Origin of the sequence: Paenibacillus radicibacter, from assembly GCF_024721995.1 — a bacterium.
GTDB lineage: Bacteria > Bacillota > Bacilli > Paenibacillales > NBRC-103111 > Paenibacillus_AM > Paenibacillus_AM radicibacter.
This window is the reverse complement of sequence record NZ_JANQBC010000004.1, coordinates 108,054-131,884: the sequence shown is the minus strand read 5'-3', so window position 1 is coordinate 131,884 and position 23,831 is coordinate 108,054. Positions and strand designations below refer to the sequence as shown.

Annotated in this window: 24 protein-coding genes and 1 other annotated feature; of the genes, 20 read left to right on the top strand and 4 right to left on the bottom strand. The window is 42.8% G+C overall.

Annotation, left to right across the window (positions count from 1 at the left end; genetic code table 11):
- Window positions 1-193: 193 nt before the first annotated feature.
- Complete coding sequence (locus NV379_RS10720) at window positions 194-466, top strand: hypothetical protein (RefSeq protein ID WP_258207309.1); 273 nt, start codon at window positions 194-196, stop codon at window positions 464-466.
- Between the two features lie 178 nt (window positions 467-644).
- Here NV379_RS10720 and NV379_RS10715 read toward each other — a convergent pair whose 3' ends face one another.
- Window positions 645-1,907: a BaiN/RdsA family NAD(P)/FAD-dependent oxidoreductase gene (locus NV379_RS10715; protein WP_258207308.1), complete on the bottom strand. Its 1,263-nt coding sequence runs from the start codon at window positions 1,905-1,907 to the stop codon at window positions 645-647.
- Window positions 1,908-1,944: 37 nt separating this feature from the next.
- Window positions 1,945-2,823 carry a LysR family transcriptional regulator gene (locus tag NV379_RS10710; protein WP_258207307.1) on the bottom strand — a complete coding sequence of 293 codons (879 nt, stop codon included), beginning with the start codon at window positions 2,821-2,823 and terminating at the stop codon, window positions 1,945-1,947.
- A 114-nt stretch (window positions 2,824-2,937) separates the two neighbouring features.
- Here NV379_RS10710 and NV379_RS10705 point away from each other — a divergent pair, with 114 nt between their 5' ends.
- From NV379_RS10705 to NV379_RS10615, 19 genes are all read left to right on the top strand, one after another.
- Window positions 2,938-4,038 carry a citrate/2-methylcitrate synthase gene (locus NV379_RS10705; protein ID WP_308860276.1) on the top strand — a complete coding sequence of 367 codons (1,101 nt, stop codon included), beginning with the start codon at window positions 2,938-2,940 and terminating at the stop codon, window positions 4,036-4,038.
- A gap of 266 nt (window positions 4,039-4,304) precedes the next feature.
- Complete coding sequence (locus tag NV379_RS10700) at window positions 4,305-4,673, top strand: hypothetical protein (protein WP_258207305.1); 369 nt, start codon at window positions 4,305-4,307, stop codon at window positions 4,671-4,673.
- A 248-nt stretch (window positions 4,674-4,921) separates the two neighbouring features.
- A complete protein-coding gene (locus NV379_RS10695) occupies window positions 4,922-5,122 on the top strand; it encodes a hypothetical protein (protein ID WP_258207304.1) in 201 nt (66 codons plus the stop codon).
- A gap of 100 nt (window positions 5,123-5,222) precedes the next feature.
- Complete coding sequence (locus tag NV379_RS10690; RefSeq protein ID WP_258207303.1) at window positions 5,223-5,912, top strand: hypothetical protein; 690 nt, start codon at window positions 5,223-5,225, stop codon at window positions 5,910-5,912.
- A gap of 180 nt (window positions 5,913-6,092) precedes the next feature.
- Window positions 6,093-7,235, top strand: a complete 1,143-nt coding sequence (locus tag NV379_RS10685; RefSeq protein ID WP_258207302.1) for a glycosyl hydrolase family 8 — start codon at window positions 6,093-6,095, stop codon at window positions 7,233-7,235.
- The gene (locus tag NV379_RS10680; RefSeq protein ID WP_258207301.1) at window positions 7,225-8,070 is read left to right on the top strand and encodes a GGDEF domain-containing protein; all 846 of its coding nucleotides are present in this window, start codon (window positions 7,225-7,227) and stop codon (window positions 8,068-8,070) included. The genes NV379_RS10685 and NV379_RS10680 overlap by 11 nt, the downstream gene beginning before the upstream one ends.
- Window positions 8,006-9,742, top strand: a complete 1,737-nt coding sequence (locus NV379_RS10675; RefSeq protein WP_258207300.1) for a polysaccharide deacetylase family protein — start codon at window positions 8,006-8,008, stop codon at window positions 9,740-9,742. The genes NV379_RS10680 and NV379_RS10675 overlap by 65 nt, the downstream gene beginning before the upstream one ends.
- Window positions 9,735-10,988 (top strand): glycosyltransferase family 2 protein, encoded by a 1,254-nt coding sequence (locus NV379_RS10670; RefSeq protein ID WP_258207486.1) that lies wholly within the window; start codon window positions 9,735-9,737, stop codon window positions 10,986-10,988. The genes NV379_RS10675 and NV379_RS10670 overlap by 8 nt, the downstream gene beginning before the upstream one ends.
- Before the next feature lie 15 nt (window positions 10,989-11,003).
- The gene (locus tag NV379_RS10665; RefSeq protein WP_258207299.1) at window positions 11,004-13,271 is read left to right on the top strand and encodes a cellulose biosynthesis cyclic di-GMP-binding regulatory protein BcsB; all 2,268 of its coding nucleotides are present in this window, start codon (window positions 11,004-11,006) and stop codon (window positions 13,269-13,271) included.
- 71 nt (window positions 13,272-13,342) lie between these two features.
- Window positions 13,343-13,617: a binding site (T-box leader), on the top strand.
- A gap of 211 nt (window positions 13,618-13,828) precedes the next feature.
- Window positions 13,829-15,091, top strand: coding sequence for a threonine ammonia-lyase IlvA (ilvA, locus tag NV379_RS10660; RefSeq protein ID WP_258207298.1), 1,263 nt, complete (start codon window positions 13,829-13,831; stop codon window positions 15,089-15,091).
- A gap of 508 nt (window positions 15,092-15,599) precedes the next feature.
- Entirely contained in the window at window positions 15,600-15,896 is a 297-nt protein-coding gene (locus tag NV379_RS10655) for a LiaF transmembrane domain-containing protein (protein ID WP_258207297.1), read from the top strand.
- 48 nt (window positions 15,897-15,944) lie between these two features.
- On the top strand, window positions 15,945-16,613 hold the full coding sequence (locus NV379_RS10650) for a PspA/IM30 family protein (RefSeq protein WP_258207296.1): 669 nt from the start codon (window positions 15,945-15,947) through the stop codon (window positions 16,611-16,613).
- Between the two features lie 6 nt (window positions 16,614-16,619).
- Window positions 16,620-17,126, top strand: a complete 507-nt coding sequence (locus tag NV379_RS10645; RefSeq protein WP_258207295.1) for a PspC domain-containing protein — start codon at window positions 16,620-16,622, stop codon at window positions 17,124-17,126.
- Between the two features lie 2 nt (window positions 17,127-17,128).
- Window positions 17,129-17,809: a PspA/IM30 family protein gene (locus tag NV379_RS10640; protein ID WP_258207294.1), complete on the top strand. Its 681-nt coding sequence runs from the start codon at window positions 17,129-17,131 to the stop codon at window positions 17,807-17,809.
- 197 nt (window positions 17,810-18,006) lie between these two features.
- Window positions 18,007-19,029 carry a polysaccharide deacetylase family protein gene (locus tag NV379_RS10635; protein WP_258207293.1) on the top strand — a complete coding sequence of 341 codons (1,023 nt, stop codon included), beginning with the start codon at window positions 18,007-18,009 and terminating at the stop codon, window positions 19,027-19,029.
- Between the two features lie 13 nt (window positions 19,030-19,042).
- A complete protein-coding gene (locus NV379_RS10630; RefSeq protein WP_258207292.1) occupies window positions 19,043-19,738 on the top strand; it encodes a hypothetical protein in 696 nt (231 codons plus the stop codon).
- 5 nt (window positions 19,739-19,743) lie between these two features.
- A complete protein-coding gene (locus NV379_RS10625) occupies window positions 19,744-19,860 on the top strand; it encodes a spore protein (RefSeq protein WP_258207291.1) in 117 nt (38 codons plus the stop codon).
- Between the two features lie 24 nt (window positions 19,861-19,884).
- Complete coding sequence (locus tag NV379_RS10620) at window positions 19,885-20,220, top strand: DUF3905 domain-containing protein (RefSeq protein ID WP_258207290.1); 336 nt, start codon at window positions 19,885-19,887, stop codon at window positions 20,218-20,220.
- Window positions 20,221-20,316: 96 nt separating this feature from the next.
- The gene (locus tag NV379_RS10615) at window positions 20,317-20,751 is read left to right on the top strand and encodes a BrxA/BrxB family bacilliredoxin (RefSeq protein ID WP_258207289.1); all 435 of its coding nucleotides are present in this window, start codon (window positions 20,317-20,319) and stop codon (window positions 20,749-20,751) included.
- Between the two features lie 115 nt (window positions 20,752-20,866).
- Here the strand turns inward: NV379_RS10615 and NV379_RS10610 are convergent, their stop codons facing one another.
- Together NV379_RS10610 and NV379_RS10605 are read right to left on the bottom strand one after the other, a co-directional pair.
- A complete protein-coding gene (locus NV379_RS10610; RefSeq protein WP_258207288.1) occupies window positions 20,867-22,558 on the bottom strand; it encodes a hypothetical protein in 1,692 nt (563 codons plus the stop codon).
- Between the two features lie 133 nt (window positions 22,559-22,691).
- Complete coding sequence (locus tag NV379_RS10605) at window positions 22,692-23,681, bottom strand: 2-hydroxyacid dehydrogenase (protein ID WP_258207287.1); 990 nt, start codon at window positions 23,679-23,681, stop codon at window positions 22,692-22,694.
- Window positions 23,682-23,831: the final 150 nt, after the last annotated feature.

The following is a 23,831-nucleotide window of genomic DNA, read 5'->3' as shown; positions in this document are numbered from 1 at the left end:
TGGTTTTGCCCTGTTGTTTTTCTTTCAATTCTCTTGGAAAATTACTGTTTCTCTGTTTGCACTATTGATAGCATTGATAATATGTTTTTTTTTATTAGGATAGGTAGTCAAAAAAGCTGCAATCGTATCTATCATTCTGTTGGATACGGACAACCAGAAGTAGAGATGATTTTTCAGTCGTAGGGGGTTATTGATGGATTGGAAGCAAGTCGTAATAAATATTGCTAAGGTACTCTATATTGTTCTAGGGGTACTTCTTGCACTACCGGTTTTATTTATGATTGATGGTTTTATTTCCCCATCGAATCAGTCAGAACGAACTATTGGTATTTTGATAATAATTGTGTATATGGTTGGTTTTCCTTTGCTTTTTTTCGTGAAAATATCTTGGAAGTATACAGTTATATTGTTTCTTTTAGTATTAGTATTGATTGCCGACCTTTTAATATTCGGAAAACAATTCTAGAGTCATTTGAAGTTCGGGGGAATAGTGGTTTTGAATTGTTCTAGGAGTTCTTCTTTTCCGACACAGTTAGAACAAATCTTTGGTTCTTTTGATTATGTTAGTAGCAAAAAAGCTGCTGAAGTATCATAGTGATTGATACTTCAGCAGCTTAATTTAAAAATATAAATGTAATTTAAACTTACAAACCCTCCGCCGCACTCTTACCTGCCGTATATCCCGTCGTAAATGCAGCCGTAATGTTATATCCACCGGTATATCCATGAATATCAAGAATTTCCCCGCAAAAGTACAGTCCGTCCATGACCTTCGAGCCCATCGTCTTCGGATCAAGTTCCTTCAAGTTCACACCACCGCCAGTGACGAACGCTTCTTCAATGGATAATGTACCGCTCACCACGATCGGATAAGATTTCAACAGATCAATCAGCGCTAGCCACTGCGCCTTCTGCAGATTGTGATACGTCACATCTTCCGCAATTTCTGCTTGCTTCATTAGTAGCGGGATTAGACGATCAGGCAGCAATGCCTTCAGCACGTTCTTGATCGCTTTCTTCGGTTCATTTGCGAGCATCGCTGTTGCTTCTTGATTCAGTTCGTCTTTATTTTGCAGAGGGAATAGATCAATCGTTAATGTGATATCCCGTACAGAGAATTGCTTCCGCAGTTTCACTACGAATTGCGAACAACGTAGTACCGCAGGACCTGAGATGCCAAAATGCGTGAACAGCATGTCGCCCTCGTGCTGAATGATTTTCTTCCCCTTCGGACTCCATACGGTAATGTTAATGTCGCGAAGCGCCAACCCTTGAAGCTCCTTACTGCGAACCCAAGGTTCATTCGAAGTAAGCGGAACTTCTGTCGGATAGAGGTCAGTAATGGTATGACCTGCTGCCTCAGCCCAAGCATAACCATCACCTGTGGACCCTGTATGAGGAACGGATTTACCGCCAGTTGCGATGACAACGGCACGTGCGTCTATTTTTTCACGAGATTGAAGTTCAATGCCCTTAACCATCCCTGCGTTATCATAACGGACAGCCTTTACAGGGGAATTCGTGCGGATATGCACGCCAAGCGAGCGAACCTTATTCACAAGCGCATCCACAACCGTCTTCGCCTTATCCGATACCGGGAACATACGACCGCGATCTTCCTCTTTCAGTGCAATGCCCATTTCTTCAAAGAAATAAATAATATCTTGATTGGAAAATGTATCGAAGGCACTGTACAGAAACCGTCCATTGCCCGGAATATGCTTAATGAGTTCGTCCAAATCTTTGGCGTTAGTCACATTACATCTGCCGCCGCCTGAAATTCCTAGCTTGCGACCGAGCTTGTCTCCTTTATCCACTAAGCAAACTTTCGCGCCGTGCTCAGCAGCTGCGACACATGCCATCAGACCCGATGGACCGCCGCCAATTACTATTACATCGTATGCCATACTATCTCCTTGCTTTTTGCATGATTAGAAACCAGTGTTAACTATAAAAATCAATAATAAACTGCATGAATTGCTCAATCTCTTCGGTTTCATTACGGTGAACGAGGTAGGTGGAAGCAACAGGTAGTACCAGATCATCTGGATTGACCTCCAGTACACGACCTTCCATTAATTCACGAATAACCGTCGAACGAGGTAAGAATGAAATCCCTAAACCTTCTTCAATAAAACGCTTCGTAATATACACCTGCGACACTTTCATCGTCCGAATACGTGGGTACTTAATTCGAATTACGTTAAGCAATGTGTCCCAATATTCGGGGTGATTATGTGTAAGAATAAGATGATTTTGCAGGATGGCTTCAAGATCCATATGCGGTGCCGTTTCAAAATCGCTTCCGTCATGCGGAACGATCAGCAGAACAGGGTCTTCCTTGAGCTTTTGGGTGTGCAAGCCAACTTGCGGTGGGCGCATTCGCGTCAGACCAATATCTGCTGAGCCACGAATGACAGCTTCCCCAATTTCGAGCGATTCCATCACTTCAATTGCAACTTCAATATCCGTGTGCTCTGCAAGAAACCGGCTAACGATCGGAGGGAGGGTGGAGGCAGCGACTAGTGGGGATACCGCAATACGGATCTTTTTCCGATAACCTTGTCTCCAGCTTTCCAGATCGTGAACACCTGTCTCGAGCGTATGAATCATCCCCTCGGCATAAGGTAGAAACCGTCTGCCAGCTTGCGAGAGATGCACATTGCGACCACGCCGTTCGAATAAAGAGATACCGAGCAGTTCTTCCAAGTGCTTAATATGCATCGTGACGGTCGGCTGAGCCAGATACAGCTGCTCGGCAGCTTTGCGGAAATTCTCATGTTGTGCTGTTGAAACGAACGTTCTTAGCCATTGAATATCCATTTTATTCTCCTTGGGTCAATTAATAAAGATCTATAATCAAAAATCGTGTTTTAATTTAATATTCATAACTATCTCGTTATTGTACACTAAACATAAGATTATTGAAAAGGAGTCATGAACAACATGATGGTGACGGGATTAGCTGGAGTTGTGGCTGCGGAGACGGCGATTAGTTTGGTTGATGGTGAAAAGGGTCATTTGGTTTATCGAGGTCACTGGGCGAGTGATTTGGCGATTAACAAGACGTTCGAAGAAGTGGCTTATTTACTGCTGAACGGAGCTTTGCCGACAGAATCGGAATTGCAAACATTTGATCAAGCACTTAAAGCAGAACGTGAATTACCTGAATATACGAAAATCATTATCGATTCCCTGCCTAAGGACATGGACATGATGAGCGTAATGCGTACGGTTATCTCAAGTCTAGGAACTAGCGAATATCGCTTCGATCCGACTTATGGTCAAGCGCTTCGTATGATCGGAATTATGCCTTCTATTATTGCATACCGTTACCACAGCAAGCAGGGTACAGCGTTCGTAGAACCGAACCAGGAACTAGGTCATGTGGCGAACTACTTGTACATGTTAACTGGAAAAGAACCTTTACACGCTCATGTGAGAGCGCTTTCTGCTTACTTTGTTCTGACAATGGAGCATGGCATGAATGCTTCGACCTTTGCAGCACGGACTATTCTATCTACACAATCTGAAATTGTATCTGCGATTTCAGGCGCAATCGGCGCTATGAAAGGTCCTCTACATGGAGGGGCACCATCTGAAGTTATCGCGATGCTTAATGAAATCGGAACGGTTGAAGGGGCAGAGCCTTGGATTCGTGCGGAGCTTGAAAAAGGCGGTCGCCTAATGGGCTTCGGACATCGCGTATACAAGACCAAAGATCCAAGAGCAGTAGCACTTCGCGAAGTGACGAAGCAATTGGAAGGCGAAGATCCGTGGCTAGACTTTGCAATTGAAGTAGAAGATATCGCGATTCGTCTACTAGATGAATACAAACCAGGTCGCAAGCTGTACACGAACGTGGAGTTCTATGCAGCAGCTGTTCTTCGCGCAGTCGATATGCCAGAAGAATTGTATACACCTACGTTTACAGCAAGCCGCGTTGTGGGCTGGTCCACACACGTGCTAGAGCAAGCCCCAATCAACCGCATTTTCCGTCCGCAATCCACTTACATTGGTGCAATGCCTGCGGGGTAAGAGTTTAGAGGGAATTATTTTAAAATTATAAAAGAGGGACGTCTCTTCCACAGGTGTGGAGGGGGCGTTTTTTTGTTGAAAGTGTAGGTTAAAAGAGGAAAACATAGGATAATGTTGAAAATTGAAATGAGGTATCTCCCAAAATTAAACATTAGAAAGAAAAATGATCCGAAAGATAAGGAAATAGTAGCGGAATCGCTTTAACGAACAAAAGAAGTCCGAACAGAATTAGAAAAGGAGTATAAAAAGGAGAGCGATGGTAGGTAATGATAACAAATCATTTAAAAGAAGAAGTTATAAGTAATATTATACACTTAAAATCATTAATAACTAATATTACGGATGAGAATGTTAAAGTTGAAGCTAATATATTAGTCGAGGCAATAATAAACAAAATTAAACCGCAAAGTGTAGTTTTTCAAGAGATATACTATTTGTTTACCGTTAAGGAGCAAACGGGAATGAACGGTAATCTTTTTGTATCAATAGACATAGATCAAGCAATTGCAAACTACATTAAGAGCGATAATCGGATGATAGAAATATGGTTTCAAGGAAATTTTTTAAGTGCGTACTGGGGAGATACGATGGATGTAATACAGATCAGAGAAGAAATACTAGATTATCATCTATAATAACTTTGAAGATTGGAGTAAAAGTATGAAAATTATTTATGGTACTAGAGGAAGAGAATACTACTCAATAAATTATTATGAACCATCTATTGAGTTTATCTATGACGGAATAGATGTATACAATTTTACCTCAAGTGATACTTCTAATTTTCCAACTATAAGATGATTTCGAAATTATAATAATAGATTGTGAATATCATGAATTTGGGAATCAGATCAAGTTCTTCAGCCATAATCATGGAATATCGGTGGATTTCCCATGGTGGGATCATGCTGATCGTGACATAAAGGATTTTACTATAGAAAACATTCCACTTGGTTCCATAACAGATCCATATAATGATTTTGAAGAAGGTTGGCAAATAATTATTTATGAAAAAGAAAGTTTTGTTTATGTGTTAGTTGGTTCCTCTCCTTCATTTAGCAAGAAGTTTTATAGTTGGTTTTAAGCAATGGCAATCACTAATTAGAGACTTAAACTCATAATAATGAAAACGATTTGCTAAGAGGTGTATCTATGAGCATTTAAATAATTTTGAGGGGACTCTTATGAAGAAGATAGCGAAGATTGGTTCGTTCTTATATCTAATTTTTTCATTATTGGTATCGGTAAACTTTTTATTAAATGGAGAATATATCTTAGCATTGATATCTTTTATTACTGGAATTGTTTTTGCAGCATTTTTTCAATTAAAGAAAATAATTTTTGGGTTAGTCCTCTTAATAGCTATAGTAGTAGGTTATTATTTTTATGAAAATAAGGAATACACTTTCGCTTCAATTGGGGTTCAAGTTACTGAAGAGCAATTATTAAAGGATATTACTTATCTGAATAGTATGAGTGGTGGGAAGGGTTATCGCGTTCAATTGTTGCAGTCTGAGGAGCAAAATAATCAGAAGGTTAATGATAACAAGTTTGTAGAGAACATAATAAAAGTATCAAGTATGGGATTGTTTCAAAAGCCAGTAGAAGTTTATCAAGCTATGAGAATTTGGTTGTATCTCGAAAAATATAAATTACCTTATCAAATAAATAAAGTTCAAGTTATTTTTATTGCAGGAGGTTTTTTATCTTTAGGTGGATATGGAGACATCCAAGTTACAATTCATAAAAATGAATTTGAGAAGCTTGAGAAGATTATTCCAGAGGGTAGTTTTAATGAAGAAGAGCGTATATTTGAATTATCTAAGTTGTGGATAAAGGAAAACAATTATAAACGGGCTGGAGGGCTTTGGTAGAAAAAATATATTCACGAAATCAATTTGTTGTTGCTTAACTGATACTATATAGGTATCAGTTTTTTTACATTAACTTTCCATATTATCCCTCAATAGTGATTTTATTCGTTTTTCTGCCCATACTAAATTCGCTATAATATCTAAAATCATGCACAAAGAACGAAAGGACTTTCCTTACATATGAAAAAGAGAACCAAGATCAACATCTCGATCCTAACGCCACTATTTGCGCTTCTCGTATTAGGCGGAACATACTGGTACAACAAGAGTAGCACCCCAGATGAGGACAACCGTGCCACCATCGCACAGAGCGATACTTCATTATATAAATTCATCATCACTCACCTGATGGACAAGAGCGGCGGTATCTACACAAATCTGCGCTCAGATTTACCCAAAGAACCTCATTTGGCGAAGAATCATGACATGCTACTGGAATCAACAGGCTTACTCTTAGAGTACGCACTTCTTACTAACCGCCGCTACTTATTCGATCAGCAATTACATTTTATAACCCAACATTTGCAGGCTGCTGGTGGATTGCTTCGCTGGAAGTATGACGGACCACGTGGGGAGAAGGCGAAGACGAATGCCTCGCTTGATGATCTTCGTGTAATTCGAAACCTGTTAAATGCACATGATAAGTGGGGAGATGAGTCGTACCAGACGTACGCGCTACTACTTGGGGATGCGCTACTTAAGGCGAATCGTCAGGGCGACCTCTTAGTCGATTATTATGATATCCCAAGTAAGTACCGCGCTAACCAAGTGACGATCTCGTATCTTGATGTTCCGACTATGAAGCGGTTAGCAGCCTTTAATCCAGAATGGCTAGCGGTTAAACAGGCATCAGAAGCGCTTCTTACGAAGGCGCAGATGCCATCAGGTTTGTACATGAAAACACATGATTTGAAGAGTAATCAATGGGTGCCAGGAGAAGGGAAATACAATGCGATTGATTCCCTAATTGCGGCTTATCATGCCGCTGAAGCAGGTATATCCATTACTCCGACAATAAATTGGCTGCAACAAACTTGGGCGAAGGACCGTCAGTTATATGCGCACTATAGTGAAAAAGGTCACAGTGCCGACCAAGTGGAGTCGCCTGCCGCTTACGCAATTGCCGCACGCCTTGCCCACAAAGTAAATCTTCATGAGCTTGAAGCAGAGCTTACAGCTCGTATGCAGCAGTTCGCCGTCCAAGATCCAAATTCAGAGTATGTCGGCGGTTATGTCGATTTACCCACGTTACAATGTTATTCCTTCGATAATTTACAAGCACTTCTAGTTCAGGCAGAAAGGAACGCATCACATGAAAAATGATCGCATCTATGTCAGACTTTTGTACGAATTTTTGTTCTTCATCTTAATATCGCTGTATTTAGTGTTCACGATTCAGTGGCACCCACTTAATTATGTGTGGTTCATGATCGTGGTTGTACTTTCCTTATTTTCATTCATGAGCACACTCTTACCTGCACTTGTTAGCTCGATAATTGTGGTATTTGGGTATAGTACGTATATCCTAGTCCAGATGTATATGCTGGAGACGGTATCTGAAATCACCTTTAACGACATCGTATGGCTGTTGTCTTTCCCGCTTGCAGCGTTCGTCGCGGCACATCTTGGCGAGGAAGTAGGGCGGATTGTTAACAGTATTAATCAATACGAGAACAAATATGAAGATCTCGTATGGGTGGATGAAGTGACAGGTTTTATGAATACGCGTAAGTTTGAGCTGGAGTGGCACGATGAAGTGCAGCGCTCGGTTCGATACGGACGTAATGTGACGGTACTTCTTATGGAGATTGAATATTTCGACCAGTTTCAAAAAGAATACGGACCCGTTCAGACCGATGTTCTACTAAAAAAAGTTGCTGAACACGTGGACGAAGTGCTGCGCCAAATTGACAAAAAGTATTACTTTGAGGACGGTATATTTGCGGGTATCCTCCCTGAAACCGAAATTGGCAATGTGGAAGTCGTCATCAATCGGATGACTGAGAAATTCGACATGATTGAAGTAAATCGGGCGAACCGGACGCGGAAGGTGAAGCTCAATCTGAAATTTGGATATGCAGGTTGCCCAGCTGATGGCACAGATGCAGACGAATTGTACGATCAGGCGAAACAAGGATTACTTCAGTATGTTAAGTAAAAGAAAGCGGACCAGCTACCTGCTGCTGATCAGCTTACTAACAGCATTTATCCTGACAAGCTTAGCGCCAGTGTCAATTGCTTACGCGGCTGATCAAGCCCAACAGAATGCAGCCAAGAACGCTAATCCAGTCCCGAAGAAGCAAGGTTTAATCGTCTACAACGATGTGAAACATCAGGCAACTGCACGGGTGATCTGGAACTTAACAGGGCACTTTAACATCGATGCGCGGATCATGAGCCAAGATCAAGTGACGGCTGAGGCGCTTGAGGGTATAAACTATCTGTTTGCTATTAGTGAGCGAGGAGAGGCTGACTTTGCTAAGCTTCGTGCACTAGCGGAACCTTTTTCGATTAGAATGATGTGGGTTGGCGGTGACACGGGTACGATTGGCATGCAGAAGATGAACATCATCGATGCAACCTATATGGGACAGAAGCACCCAATGCGCAACCACATGATTGCACCTATTTCCCCTCCAAGCACAAGTGAAGTGCAGATAACAGCCTCTAATGGAAACGACGTTTATCCGCTTGGGTATTCCGATGATCGGGAGTGGGGCTTCGCTTCGACTCAGTTACTCGACAAGATCGGACTTATCTTTGCAGATTGGCTGCATCTATTCTTTGGAGAGCCACACATTCAAGGTCATGAAGCATTCATCCGGATTGAAGATGTCAGTCCTACAACAGACCCGGATAAACTCAAGGCGATTGCGGATTTATTATCGGAGCGGGACATTCCGTTTATGATTGCAACGATTCCGCTCTATGTGAATCCTGATACGGGCAAGAAAATGTCGCTCCGCGATCAACCGAAGGTGGTAGAGGCACTTCAATATGCCGTAGCACATGGGGCAAGTATCGTGATGCATGGTTACACTCATCAATATTACCAGTCTGAGACTGGCGAGGGCTTTGAGTTCTGGGATGCGGAGAATGATCAGCCAGTTCCCAATGAAGAACTATATACCGAGGAGAAATTGGAGCGGGGTATTGCGCTCTTGATGGATCTTGGCCTTTATCCGCTGGCTTTCGAGCCGCCACATTATACGATGTCACAGCGTGGATACCAGATTGCTAATCGATACTTTTCTACAATGGTCGCATCGGTTCAACTAACGGATAGTACGTATGCGATCTCACAGGCGATTCCTTATCGAAGCCGTTACCAGAGCGATGGGATGAACATTATTCCAGAGACACTTGGCTATGTAGAGGAAGACCCGGGTCATGTGCCGCTCATGCTTACTCGCATGAATGATTTGAAGATTGTGCGCGACAGTTTGTTTAGCGCTTTTTACCATACGACGATCTCCATTGATTTATTGCGAGAACTTGTGGATGGACTTCAGAAACAGCACGTATCTTTTATTGATTTGAAAAAAGAGTCTCACTCGGTGCGAACCGATTTCGCATCCATTCAATTGAACGATGGTCAAATAATTCCAAAGATAACGAATCAAGACAAATTCGAAATCGCTAGCGAAAGCGGCACACATAAACCTTCTAGTCAGCCGAAGTGGCTTACGAATTTTTCGTTCTTTTTTACATGGGGGATTGCGATTGTTGTTGGGATTTTCATTCTACTCTTCATTCTGTTTATGATCCTACTCAAAAAGCGCAAGAAATATCGACTATTCCAGGAGGAGGATTCTTCGAATGATCGGTAACTATTTATTCTTAATTGCCTTAACTTCGATATGGGTCATGTTGCTGTATCACATGTTTCTGACGCTTGGCGGGTACTTGTATTCCAACAAGCTGGAGCTTAGTGGCCCAGATCCAATGCCTGCCGACCGTACAACATGGCCATCTGTCTCGATCATGATTCCTGCACAAAATGAAGATATCGTGATCAGGCAGACGCTTAACGCCATGGTCGCGCTCGATTATCCGAAGGATAAGCTTGAAGTCATTGTCATTAATGACAACTCTTCGGATCGCACGGGTGAGATTGTAGATGAATTTGCCGCGCAATATCCGTTCATCATCCCTTTGCATACTTTTCCGCCAGAGGGAGGTAAGGGCAAGTCACATGCGCTTAACCGTGCTTTAAAAATATCCAAAGGTGAGCTGATCGCCGTCTATGACGCGGATAACACACCGGAATCAGCAGCTGTTAAGAATCTGGTATCTGGCTTAATTAATCGACCTGAAGTAGCCGCTGTCGTCGGTAAATTCCGAGTTATTAATGCGAAGAAGAATCTGCTCACTAAGTTCATTAATATTGAGACGATCAGTTTCCAATGGATGGTGCAAGCAGGCAGGTGGTTCTGGTTTAAGATCAGTACGATTCCTGGAACGAATTTTATGATTCGTAGAAAGGTGCTTGATGAGGTCGGGGGATGGGATGTTAAGGCACTTGCAGAAGATACAGAGCTAAGCATTCGTGTGTATGAAGCCGGGTACATTATTCGATTTTATCCGCTGGCTATCACATGGGAACAAGAGCCTGAGACATGGAAAGTATGGTTTAAACAACGCACGCGGTGGGCGATGGGTAATCAATACGTCATTTTTAAATACATGAAACAATTTTTTAAGTTAAAAAGAAAACGGATCTTATTTGATATCATTTATTATTTTTTCACCTACTTCTTATTCCTTGGTGGCGTGGCCTTATCTCACTTCCTATTTATTGCCGGTCTAATGGATTGGTTGCATGTATCAGTTCCAGGGCCATTCTTACTTATCTGGATGCTGGCGTATGTTCTCTTCATTGTCGAGATTATGATTACGCTGGGCATTGAACGAACCGAGATGAACTCCAAGAACTTTCTGATCGTCATGCTGATGTATTTGAGTTATTCGCAATTGTGGCTCATTCTTGTCGTTCGCGCTATGTATATGCAAGTGAAAAGTATTATCAAGAAACAAGAAGTGAAATGGGACAAAACCCAGAGGTTTCAATCCTAAGTAAGGAGAATTTGTATGTCGAATCAACTTTGGAACCATACATTCAAGAGAATATTATGCTTTGTACTCCTCGCCTCATTCGTGCTCACCCCAGCAGTGCGTGCGGAAGAGGTAAATGGGGGACAATCGGTGGTGGATGCCGCTCCAGAAACGGGAGAAACTACACAACCGACAATCGCTACATTGCAGACTCCGCCGAATGCGGATGCTTCTGGTACAGAGAATCTTCCCTTGTTCCCAAGCGATGTAGTGAATAAGGAAGTGCGCAACAGTAACGATTTTTATTTTGAAATTAATCCGGCGCGTCGAGTGCTTGAAGGGTCCTATGTGGAGCTGTTTATCAGTCATTCTGGCATGCTAAATCCGAAGCACTCTGTGCTTACCGTCTTGCTTGATGATGTTCCGCTGGATAGTCAATATTTAGATGAGACGAACAAAGAACGGACTAGTTACCTCGTCGATCTGAGCAAGCATTTGAATAAACCCGGATTTCATAAATTGTCGTTGGTGTCGAATCTAGAGTCGCGTGGGAACATCTGTGATGACCTGCGCAATCCAGGCAACTGGCTCATTTTACACAAAGATAGTCTCGTTCATTTGAACATCGCAAAGTCGAACAGCACGCCAGACCTAAAGTGGTATCCGAATCCTTTTCTTGAAAAAGGAAGTCTAACTCCGCTTGGCACAATCTTCGTCGTACCTGACACGATGCAAGCTACGCAGTTGCAGGCACTGGGCAAGCTATCACGCTTTTTTGCGAAGCAAGTACCGGATAGTCGTCTGAACTATGCCGTTTACAAAGAATCCGAAGTGACAGAGGAGCTTCTAGCTAATCGCCACAGTATTTGGATCGGGCATAAGGATGGCTGGAAAGACAAGGGATTGAGGGCAGCAACCGAAACGCGTAAACAAGTGACTGATCCGGCAAAAGGATACATAGCACTTGCTCCATCCCCATGGAATGCGAGCAAGTCCTTACTCATGCTGGAAGCAGATGAGAAAACAATTGAAAGGGGAGCAGACCTGCTCTCCGAGCCGTCCCTGTATGGTCAATTGCAAGGCACGGGAGCTATCATCCCTGATACGATTAAGATTCCTGCACCTTCTGCTAAACCACAGGATGCGACGAATCATAAAGTAACATTTGAGCAGCTAGGTTATCAGGATATGGTGATGGAGAACGTGGCTGTCGGGCATACTCGAATTCAATATACATTCCCGTCCGAGTGGGATGTGAACGGCAAGATGAAGCTCAAGCTGCTATACCGCCATTCCAAAGCGTTAAATTATGCGGAGTCCGTGATGACAGTATCTGTTAACAATACACCTGCTGCCAGCAAGTTTCTTAATGCAGAATCCAGTGATACAGGTATCCTCGAAATTACAATTCCGAAGGATGCAGTTGTTGGCAAACCAAGCATGATCATCGATATATCCTTCCAGTTATGGACGACCAAAGACCGTGATACGTGCGCGGAAGCAAGTCCACATCTTGGCGAATGGGCGATTGTGGATAAAGCTTCTTATCTGACAGTACCTTTTCAAGATCGTAACAATTATCAGCTAAGCAACCTGCCTGCACCTTTCATTAAAGGTGGCAAATGGGATACAACGACCTTCGTTCTTCCTGAGAATCCGACGTCCAAAGAGCTAAGCTTGTTTACATTCATTCGTAGCAATATGGGTAAAATCATCGATTCCGACGAAGGTGTAAGTGTTGCACTTGCTTCAGCAAATATGAAAGCTACGCTTGAGAAGAACAATCTCATTATGATCGGTGGTGTTGAGACCGTTCCGGCAGCTTTCTGGGAAAGTGGTTCACTTCCATATCGGATGGAAGGCAAGACTATTGTTCCAACGATGCCTAATATGCAGCTATTACCGCAAGCGCAGAACCAATCCGCGATGCTAAGCTTATCGGTTTCACCTTGGAACAAGAACAAGTCCTTGCTGCTTTACACGAGCACAGAGCGAGATGAGATTTCGCGTTGGAACGATATTCTTCATACTCCAGAACAAGATGGCAAACTTAAAGGCTCCTTGGCTTTAGTCGATTCCATTGATCGAATTCACACATTCGAACAGCCACAGAATGCGCCTAAGAAACCGGGCTTCTTCAGTAACTTAGGTGACAAGCTATCGATGGATGGACATTCGCTCATTTTCCGATTCGCGATATCGTTGTTATTTGTTGCAGTCATTGCAATTTTGGGTATAGCCCTTTGGAAAATGAGAAAACGCCGCAACAAGACTAGACGTGGCCGCGGAGGACGTAGATCGTAAACGGTCAATAAATGGACATTGACATCAAATTCAATTAGCAGTATAACTGAGAATAAGATATACATTATTCAAATAATTCATTGAAGAGAAGGAGTACGCTTGCGATTCTGTTCCCTAGAGAGTTGGCACCTGCTGAAAGCCAATGTTCAGAACCTAGCCGAATATCATCTCTGAGAAGTAAAGCTGAAATTTCAAGTAAGCTTTAACGGCATCCACCGTTATCAGGAACACGTATGATTGTACGTGATGAAGATGCTGTCCTTGCTCTTCTTATCCTTTTGTACAAAAGGAATAACCAGACTTCGGCAGAATTAGGGTGGTAACGCGAGCTAATCTCGTCCCTTTCAGGGGCGAGATTTTTTGTTTTTTTATAAAGATCTGAGTTTGATCCAAAAGTGAACGGAGGTAAAAAGAGAGCTGGAAGGCGAATTGGAATCGTGAAAAACCCCATACTAATCCATTCAAATTTTCACGATTACATTGGAGCCTGTAAGCACTCTTTTTACTGAAGTGGTTCTACTTTTTGAACTAACTCTAACAAGGAGAGGGTGGAGAAAATGGAGCTATACACCACAACCGCAGTAACCGCAGAATCAATCGTTCGTGCACATCACGCACTCAAGGAAGTCGTACGGAAAACACCTTTAATTCGTGACCCGCACTTATCCGACAAATTCAATTGTAACTTGTACTTAAAAAGAGAAGATTTGCAGATCGTACGATCATTCAAGATTCGCGGTGCGTATCACTTGATCAAGAGCTTAACCGAAGAGCAACTCGCCAAAGGAATCGTCTGTGCAAGCGCAGGCAATCATGCACAAGGCGTTGCATTCTCATGCCAATCCCTTGGTATCCAGGGTAAGATCTTCATGCCAAGTACAACCCCACGCCAAAAAGTCTCGCAAGTCAAAAAATTCGGCGGATCCTATGTTGATGTCGTATTGATCGGTGATACTTATGATGACGCCTACGCAGAAGCTATGAAGACTTGTAATGAGATGGAAATGACATTCGTCCATCCGTTTGATGATCCGCACATTATCGCGGGCAACGGAACAGTCGCGATGGAGATCATGGAGAGCATGGAAGCACCAGTCGACTATTTGTTCGTAACCGTTGGTGGTGGCGGATTGGCTTCTGGAGTTGGTACTTTCGTCAAAATGTTCAGCCCCCATACGAAAATGATCGGCGTAGAACCAAGCGGTGCTGCTTCTATGAAAGAAGCCTTTGATAATCAAGGTGCAATTACAATGCCCTCGATCGATAAATTCGTAGATGGCGCTGCCGTGAAGCGTGCTGGCGAACTCACTTACGAGATTTGTAAAGATGTAATCGATGAACTCGTAGCCGTACCAGAAGGCAAAGTATGTACCACATTGCTTGAACTATATAATGAGAATGCCATCGTCGCGGAACCAGCAGGCGCACTGCCGATTAGTGCATTAGACTTCTATAAAGATGAACTCGTCGGGAAGAACGTCGTCTGTGTCATCAGTGGCGGCAACAACGACATCGACCGCATGCAGGAAGTGAAAGAACGTTCCATGATCTATGAAGGACTCAAACATTACTTCCTCGTCGACTTCCCACAACGTGCTGGAGCACTACGTGAATTTCTAGATGAAGTGCTTGGACCAAGCGACGATATCGCTAGATTCGAATATACGAAAAAACATAACAAAGACAACGGCCCAGCCCTCGTCGGCATTGAACTCAAATGCCGCGAAGACTACGAACCTCTGCTTGAACGGATGAACCAGAAAGGTATTACCTATAACGAGCTCAACAAAGACCCATTGTTGTTTAATTTGTTGATCTAAGCCGCTGAAGTGTTTCTACGGAGACTTTGATTCAAGTTTTAAAGGTGTTAGAGTTAAAATGTTTAATAGCATGTTCTTTAGTTCTATAGTTTAAAAGTAGTGTGAAAAGCACGCGCGAAGTAAAACAGATCCGCTGGAGGGCGAATTGGAATCCCGGAAGTGTATCTGTTTTACGAAGCTCCCAACTTATCGAGCACATAGTAGCGTATCTGCTACACGCAGTAACCTGACTTTTTAAACATATAGAAGTGTATCTATTTCAAATAGACTTTCAAACACCTATCGCCCCATGAGACGACAATTTCCGCGTCCCACGGGGCTTTTTCATTTTCCCCTCAATCCCTTGTCCGACAAGGGTCTGAGTCCATCTTGCACCAGAGGCGGAGGGGCACCTCGACCTTGGTCTAGTATCAAATACCGCCGTGAGTCCGTTTTGCACAAGTGGGATTCAGTCTACAATAAGGACATGAAGCAAACGAGAAACAAAACGAAAGGTGGTGACAACAAAATGGCTTGGAATCGTAACTCAGGTTTGGCACTAGCGTTAATCGCAATCGGTGGTATCATCCTACTTAGCAAGTTCGGATTTATCTTAGGTCCGATCATGTCATATCTTATTCCAGCAGTCTTAATCGGACTAGGGGTTTACGGAATTAAGAGAGGTAGCACGATGGGCTGGATCGTTGCAACGGTGGGGGTCTTGATTCTTCTAGCGAAGCTTTCAACATTCTTCATCATCATCATCGCAATCGTCCTTGTAGGCTTAGGTGTAACCATGTTAACCGGTAAACGTAGAAGAGTATAAGAACATAAATGAATACAAGTAAAACATAAGGTAGGTGTAGTGAAAACAATGAGTATTTGGAAACGGATGAGAGACATCACAGTTGCAACATTAAACGAAAGATTGGAAGCAGCAGAAGATCCGGTACGGATGTTAGATCATTATCTTGCTGGAATGCGTGATCAGCTTAGACAATCTGAGCGATTGCACCAACAATGCGCAATTCATGCAAATAGTCTGAGACAACAATATTTAAACGCACTTGAAATAAAAGAAAAGCGCGAATCCCAAGCGATACTTGCTCTAAAAGCAGGCGAGGACAACATGGCGCGCATCATTCTTCAAGAGAAGATGCAAGCAGAAGAGCGTTGTGAACAGTTCAAAGGTTTATATGAACAGTCCAAAGAATCGCTAACGGAGATGGAAGAGCAGATTGCTGAACTTCGCGTCGATTATGAAGAAGCGGCAAGCAAGCGCAGCTACTACATCGCTCGTATGGAATCTGCAAGATTACAACATCGAATGAATGCTCGCATGAATACAATGGGTGGCAACATGCCACGAGTGTATGATCGCATCAATGAGCATGTAACAGATATGGAACTTGAAGCAAGAAGCATGCGTGATTTACGTAGAATGACGCAGGAGGGTACGTACAATTCCGGTTATGGTCAAGGGCATCCAGGACTTGAGCAAGAACTTGAGAATTTACGCAATAAACTTAAAGGAGAGGAGTAAGTATCCATGTCCTCGTCGAAACTATTTCGTTCCCGTACGAACAAAAAAGTAGCTGGACTATGTGGTGGATTATCCGAAGTATTCAATATTGATGTGACATTGCTTCGTTTAGTTGTTGCAGTAGCAGCGATTTTTACAAGCGGCGCAGTCATCCTCGTTTACTTCGTGGCCGCCATGATCGTCCCGAAAGAACCAAGATTTACGGATCCTTACGATCCTTATGGCCAAAGAGGGCCTTATAACAATAATCACAATAATCCATACGGCAATCCTTATGGAAACAGCAATAATTATGGTAGAAATGATTACAGAAGACCAGAAGCACCACCAAGACCGGGTCAATATCGTGCAACGTATCAAGAACCTCAAAGCAGTGACAACATTGATGACATGATGAAAGACATTGAGAAAAAAGCGATGCAAAGAGAAATTGAAGATCTTCGTATCAAGCTGAATCAATTAGAAAAAAACCAAAACAAAAATCAAAATAATGAACCTAAGGGAGATGTGTAACAATGGGAGTATTTTCTAGAATCAAATCAATGACAGTAGCGTCTATTAATGAAATGTTAGATAAAGTGGAAGATCCAATCGTAATGCTTAACCAATACATTCGTGAAATGGAAGAAGAAATTGCGAAGTCCGAAGTAACAGTTGCTCGCCAAATGGCAAATGAGCGTAAATTGAAAGGTCAAATGGAAGAGAACCTTCGTCTTGCAGCAGAACGTGAGTTCAGAGCAAGTGCAGCACTGAAAAGTGGTAATGAAGCAGCAGCGCGTCAAGCGTTGGAAGAAAAATTACACTATGCTGAGCGTGCTAACGATCTTGCTGACTTGCATGCATCGTCCAAAGCACAAGCTGAAGATTTGACTCAACAATTGCACGAAATTAAGAACGATTTCTACAAAATGCGCAATAAGCGTAACGAGCTAGTTACTCGTGCTCAAATGGCAAAAGCGAAGAAGCAAATGGCTCAAACGGTTTACAACGGTTCCATCGAAGCAGGAACTGCATCACGCGGCTTCCACCGTATGGAAGAGAAAATCATGCAAATGGAAGCTGAAGCAGATGTTGTTCGCAGACCTTACTCCGGTACAGGTGCTTACGGCGGTCAAACTTTCGTAGACCCTGCGAAACAAGCACAAGTGGATGAGCAGCTTGAGCAATTGAAGCAAAAACTTAACAGCAACGAATAATATAGAAATCCGATATCGGATAGGAGCGAAAGGCGGTTTCTGCTTAGGCAGAAGCCGTCTTTTTCATGCTAAATAGGTACTGGTAATTTGCAGGCTGAATCCCAATAATTTAGCGCTAGATGCATGTTCTTTCTCGGTCATACTAGGTTTACCTTTTTTATAAAGATTAAGGGGAACTGTGTGAAGGGGGAGACTGTATGAATAAGCAATTGCTCGTAATTATGATGGGTTTGGGACTACTGATGATGGGAATGCTCGGCTGTCAGCATGTGCAGAAGGCAAAAGACCAAGCTTTAGACGATTTGAACAAGATCCCTACCCCATTAGCATCACCATCACGTTCAAGCATACCGCTAATTCCCACGCATTTTCCACCCATCAAGATAGAGAAATTACCATCACCACCTTCGTCTTTATTAAAGTCACGTACCCATACAATTACTCCAAAACCCATACCATCAAATCCACCACAACCGAAAACTAAAACTTTAAATAAACCATCACCTTCACAGTTACCAAATACACCGAAGGGAAGCCATGTCCGAGTAAGACCGTATACCAATTTATCTCATACGGGCAAGAAAATTGCTTATTTAACTTTTGATGATGGTCCATCTTTGACGACTATTCAGGTATTGGATACGTTGAAAAAGAATAACGTACATGCGACATTTTTCGTAAATGGGAATGATTCGGCGCTCGGAATTGCAATGTATAAGCGTATGGCAAAAGAAGGTCATGCGATTGGCAATCATACGTATTCCCATCACTATGCAGCCATCTACCGCTCTCCCAAGGCATATAAACGGGATGTGGAACGACTTGGCAAGCTGCTTGAGCAAGTCGTCGGTTATCGTCCTACCATCATGCGCTTTCCTGGAGGATCGAATAATACAGTGAGTCATCGCGCGGGTGGGCCATACATTATGAACGATATTACCGAGCGAATGTTGGCGGATGGTTACACGTATTTCGACTGGAACGTGGATTCAGAGGACGCATCAGGTCGGAAGATGAGTAGTCGAGATATTTATCAAAGTGTACGGTATTATACAGCAGGTCAACGTCGTATTATTGTTCTCATGCATGATGCGCCAGGAAAGCAGATGACGGCAGAAGCGCTTCCTGCTATTATTAATTATTTAAGGGGACAAGGATATCAATTTGATGTGCTAAGACGTTCATCAAGTACGTATCAGTTCCTTAGACCGTACAATTGAAAAGAGGGGAAACATGCCGTCTATTGTGGAAATCGGACCATTTGTAATAAGAGGAAGTTTACTTACACTCGTGCTCAGCTGTATTGCTGGGTTTGGAATATTAATGTGGCAGTTGCGCAGGATAGGCGATACGAAATCGCCAATCTTTGATCTTTTTGCAAGCGTCATTCTTATCGTTTTTGCAGGTTGGAAGCTAAGTCCATTACTATCGGAGCCTTCGTTAATATGGACGGATCCTCTCAAGTTACTTATGGTTTCAGGATCCAACGATGGTCTGTTTGCAGGGGTAGTCATCGCGCTTGTTTACATGCAAGTGAGAATGCGTAAGACAGGTCTATCCGCGCTAACAGTTATGGATGCTGCTGGTTATTTTGCCACTGCTGCTGTACTCTTATATCAAGCTCTAAGTGATGATTCCAGTCATTGGTACATGGCATTATTGAGCGCAGCGATTATTTGTATTTTGATTATAAAAAAGAATACATGGATGAACGGCGATGGTGCTGTTGCACAATTCGTCTTACTGGGATTTGGTGTCGGGGGACTTGCAGTTAGTTTGCTAACTCCACAAACCATCGCTTTTCTATATCTAAGCAGCATGCAGTTATTATTTATCGTTCTGACGTTGGCAAGTATTGCATTTCCGAAGGTTAGTTCTACTTGGATAGACGTAATTGGGGAGGCACATACTAACGTCGGAAAGGAGTGAGAGCCATGTCAGCAAGTGGAAATTCCAAAGAGCAAGAACAACAAGCGAAGCACGACAAGTCCAGACAAGATCAACCGGGTATTGATAAAAAACTAAATGGTCCTAATCGCCCTTCGACGTAGGTCGGAGGGTTTTTGTACAAGACGATGAGTGAACATAAGCAGAAACAAACGAATATAGACCCTTTTGAGATCGAATTTTTGTCTAAGTTTGAGCAGGGGCGCGGACCAAGAGAAGTTTTCGTGAATGAGTACGGGGTGGTCATTGGGGATCATGAGTACGCCTCACCGAATTCACCACTCGAGCAGTGGACAGAGAATACCGATCCCGCGATCATGGCAGGTGACCAGTGGGTGCATCCCTATAAGGATGTCGGGTTCCATACTCCAGCGAATAAGGATTATTTTGAAAAAGGAATTGAACCGTCAAGTGGGATCATGCCTCATCCGACACATAATAGCTCTAAACCCGTGATCAAATAAGGGATTAGCTCTTTGCTTTCACTTCTGTGAGCGGTATAATAAGATAAGAATGATTATTATCAACCATTTATTATACTTAGAGGAGTGAATGTACCCGTGTCGATGTCATTTGATGCATACATGAAAGATATGATTCGTCCGATGCGTGAGGATTTAACGCGCAACGGATTTACAGAATTGCTTACACCTGAGCAAGTAACAGAAGTAATGGATAATACCAAAGGAACAATGCTTGTTGTGATCAACTCCGTATGCGGCTGTGCAGCGGGATTGTGCCGCCCAGGTACAGTTCGTTCCCTTGAGAACGAGCTCAAGCCTGAGCACCTTTACACGGTATTTGCAGGTCAAGAGAAAGAAGCGACAGCGAAAGTGCGTGAGTACATCACGAACTATCCTCCGTCTTCACCTTCAATCGCGTTGTTCAAGGATGGCGAGCTTGTTCACTTCATCCAACGTCACCAAATCGAAGACCGCTCAGCTGAGATGATCGCTGACTCTTTAGTTGGTGCATACAACGAGTTCTGCAAGTAAAACGAGAGTAATAAGCGTGAGACCAGCCTGTGAGGGCTGGTTTTTTGTTTGCTTTTTAAAAAAATAAAACGGCAGCTCAAGATGTTGAAAGACATCCTGACTGCCGTTATTTATATTATTTACTTGCTTGAGGTGCTTTGATCCAAGAGTTGCCTAACCAAGTAACGATCTCGATCCACTCATTGCCTTTAGGATCTTTTTTCTTACTTACAACTGTCACTTCTTGAGGAGAAGCTGAGAATAAAATTTTACCATTGATAGCATCGAATACGGATGTTTGCTGAGTAAGCTTTAGCTTTTGTTTAGCAGCTTCACCGTCTTTGGAATCGACTGGTGTAATAGTCAAGCTTTCCTTTAAGTTAGATAGTAGTTCCACTTGCGATTCGAAAAGTTTATAATCTTCGCTATCTGGCTCAAATGGATTGGATTGAGCTGCATTTAGTACGATCACTTTAGCGCCATTTGTCAATACGACCGTACCCATGTCGGGCTCGTTTTTATGCTGCTCGTAGTAAGCTTTGTCATACACCTTCAAGCTAGCAAGAAACGCAGGGGACTGTTTGCCTTCAGCATCTTTGTGTACAGGCGTATAGTCAATACGTGTTGCGGAAACAGCCGCATCACCATCTTCTTTCAACTTTGCTGCAGTTACTTCACTTACTTTAACTTGCTTGCTTAAGCCAGTTGGAAGGACGAACGAATATCCACCAACTTCGCTGTGATAATCATTCGTTACTCCATTCATATAGAAGCTCATCGTTAAGCTAGAGAAGTATTTCAATTGCTCATCGAAATTGGCATAATCTTCGCCGCCCGGTTCAAATGGATTGGATTGCGGCGTGTTCCATGTAACCACTTTACCATCCTCATCGGCTACGACTTCACCCATACCTGGTCCATCCTGATGCTGCTGGTAGTAAGCCTTGTCATATATTTTGAAGCTCGCAAGGAATTCAGGGTACTGTTTACCATCAGCATCTTTATGCTTCGGCGTGTACTCAATATACGTCGCAGATTGAGCATCTTCACCTAGTTCTTTTAGCTTCGCTGCATCGGCTTCATACACTTTTACCTGCTTGCTCATGCCGCGTGGAATGATGAACGTGTATCCACCAATTTTACTGTGATATTGGTTGATTGCATCCTTCATAGTAGCTTTCTTTGTCTTATCTTTTACAACGAAAGTACCTTTGGATTTGTCGTAGGCAAGCGTAGACTGCTCAAAGCCCAGCGTTTGGGTCTTATCTTCACCATGCACTCTAGTTGTACCGACTAACTCATAGATGCCATCCGAGTTCTGATCAACAGGATCAAGTAGATAGTAGTTACGATCTTTCGTTGCATCTTCAAAAATAACTTTTGGTTCGTCTCCAGCAAATGAGAAGATGCGATTCATAATTTTTATGCTATCGTCGCCTGGGTCGATGGTTAACATGACATCCTCTTTATGGTCGCCGTTAAAATCGCCAACGAACGAAATATATGGAGCATAACCTGAATACTCGGTCATTTTAGTTTGTTTGATTTTACTCGTTTTACCATCTTGCACGACGAGGTTCAAATTCTCAACGTAAGAATCGCCTGGATCTTCTTTCGTACCAATTAGAATGATATGTTCTTGCTCACCGTCATGGTTGAGGTCAGCCCATTTTTGCTGAATAACATATGTATTTGGCTTTGTTTCGATCCCTTTCATTGCAAAAGGTTTCCCATTTACGAGCGACGTTGCCTGCTCTGCAAAAGCAGCGGAAGATAGAGTGGATAATGCTAGTACAACTGATGTTGTAACCATAACAAGTTTTTTCATGATGTACACCTCTTGGTAGTGGATTGGCCATAAATATTTGGAAAAACAGGAAAGTGTTTCATATATCCTCTGGCGTATCCACATTGTACAACAAGAAAAAGCAAAACAAATGACAACTTAGTGACAACGCTTGTTAAGCCTTGTCTACCAAGACCTCCGGGTTGATTAATGACGGCGGACGTACGCCTTGAACTGCACATAATAGATTGCGAACAGCAAGTCTTTGCATCTCAGTACGAGTAGCAATCGTAGCCGAACCAATATGCGGCAGGGTTACAACTTTATTCATTTGAAGCAGCGGATGATCCTGTGGAAGTGGTTCTTTGACATACACATCGAGTCCCGCTGATGCGATTACGCCTTCTTCAAGCGCACGGACAAGTGCATCTTCATCGACAGTTTTACCGCGTGATCCATTAATGAAGATAGCGGACTTCTTCATAAGAGCAAATTCGCGGTCACCCATTAAGTTTGCCGTCTCAGGCGTTAGTGGGGTCATGAGCATAACGAAGTCGGAGCGAGACAATAGCTCATCTAGTGAGCAGTAACAAGCATCAAGTTCTTGTTCTGCATCCACTGAGTGCGAGCGGTTGTGGTACACAATGGGCATGTTGAAGCCAAACTTACCACGTCTTGCGATGGCTTGTCCGATGCGACCCATACCGATGATACCGATCGTTTTGCCATAGACATCAAGTCCATACAGATCGGTTGCAATTGAACTTGTCCATTTACCTTCTTTTACATAACGATCAAGCTCTGGAAGGCGTCTAGCTGTTGCCATCAGGAGTCCGAACATCAGATCAGCAGTCGTCTCTGTAAGCACATCAGGCGTATTCGTTGCCATAATTCCACGCTGCGTAATCGCAGGTATATCAAGGTTATCGTAACCTACGGTGATGTTGCTGATAACACGCAGTTTAGGCGCAAGTTCAAGTCGATCATGACTTACTTTCAATCCAGCACCAATAATGCCATCCGCATGCGCTAAAGCTTCATTCATTTGATCACGAAAATCAGGCGCTTTGGAGTTTAATTCAATCACTTCGCAGTTATCACGAATTTCATCCATAAGGAAAGGTTCGAGCTTGGTATAGACAATGACTGTTGGCTTAGTAGACATTCGAATAAACGCTCCTTTTTTCGATAAAATAAGCTGAAATAACAATTAACTTGATGCTAGCACAAGTATGTAAGCATTGTCGATCATTGGACTTTTTAAAAAGAGTTTACATGCATTTTGTAATCTTACGAGTTCGGATTATACTAAGGG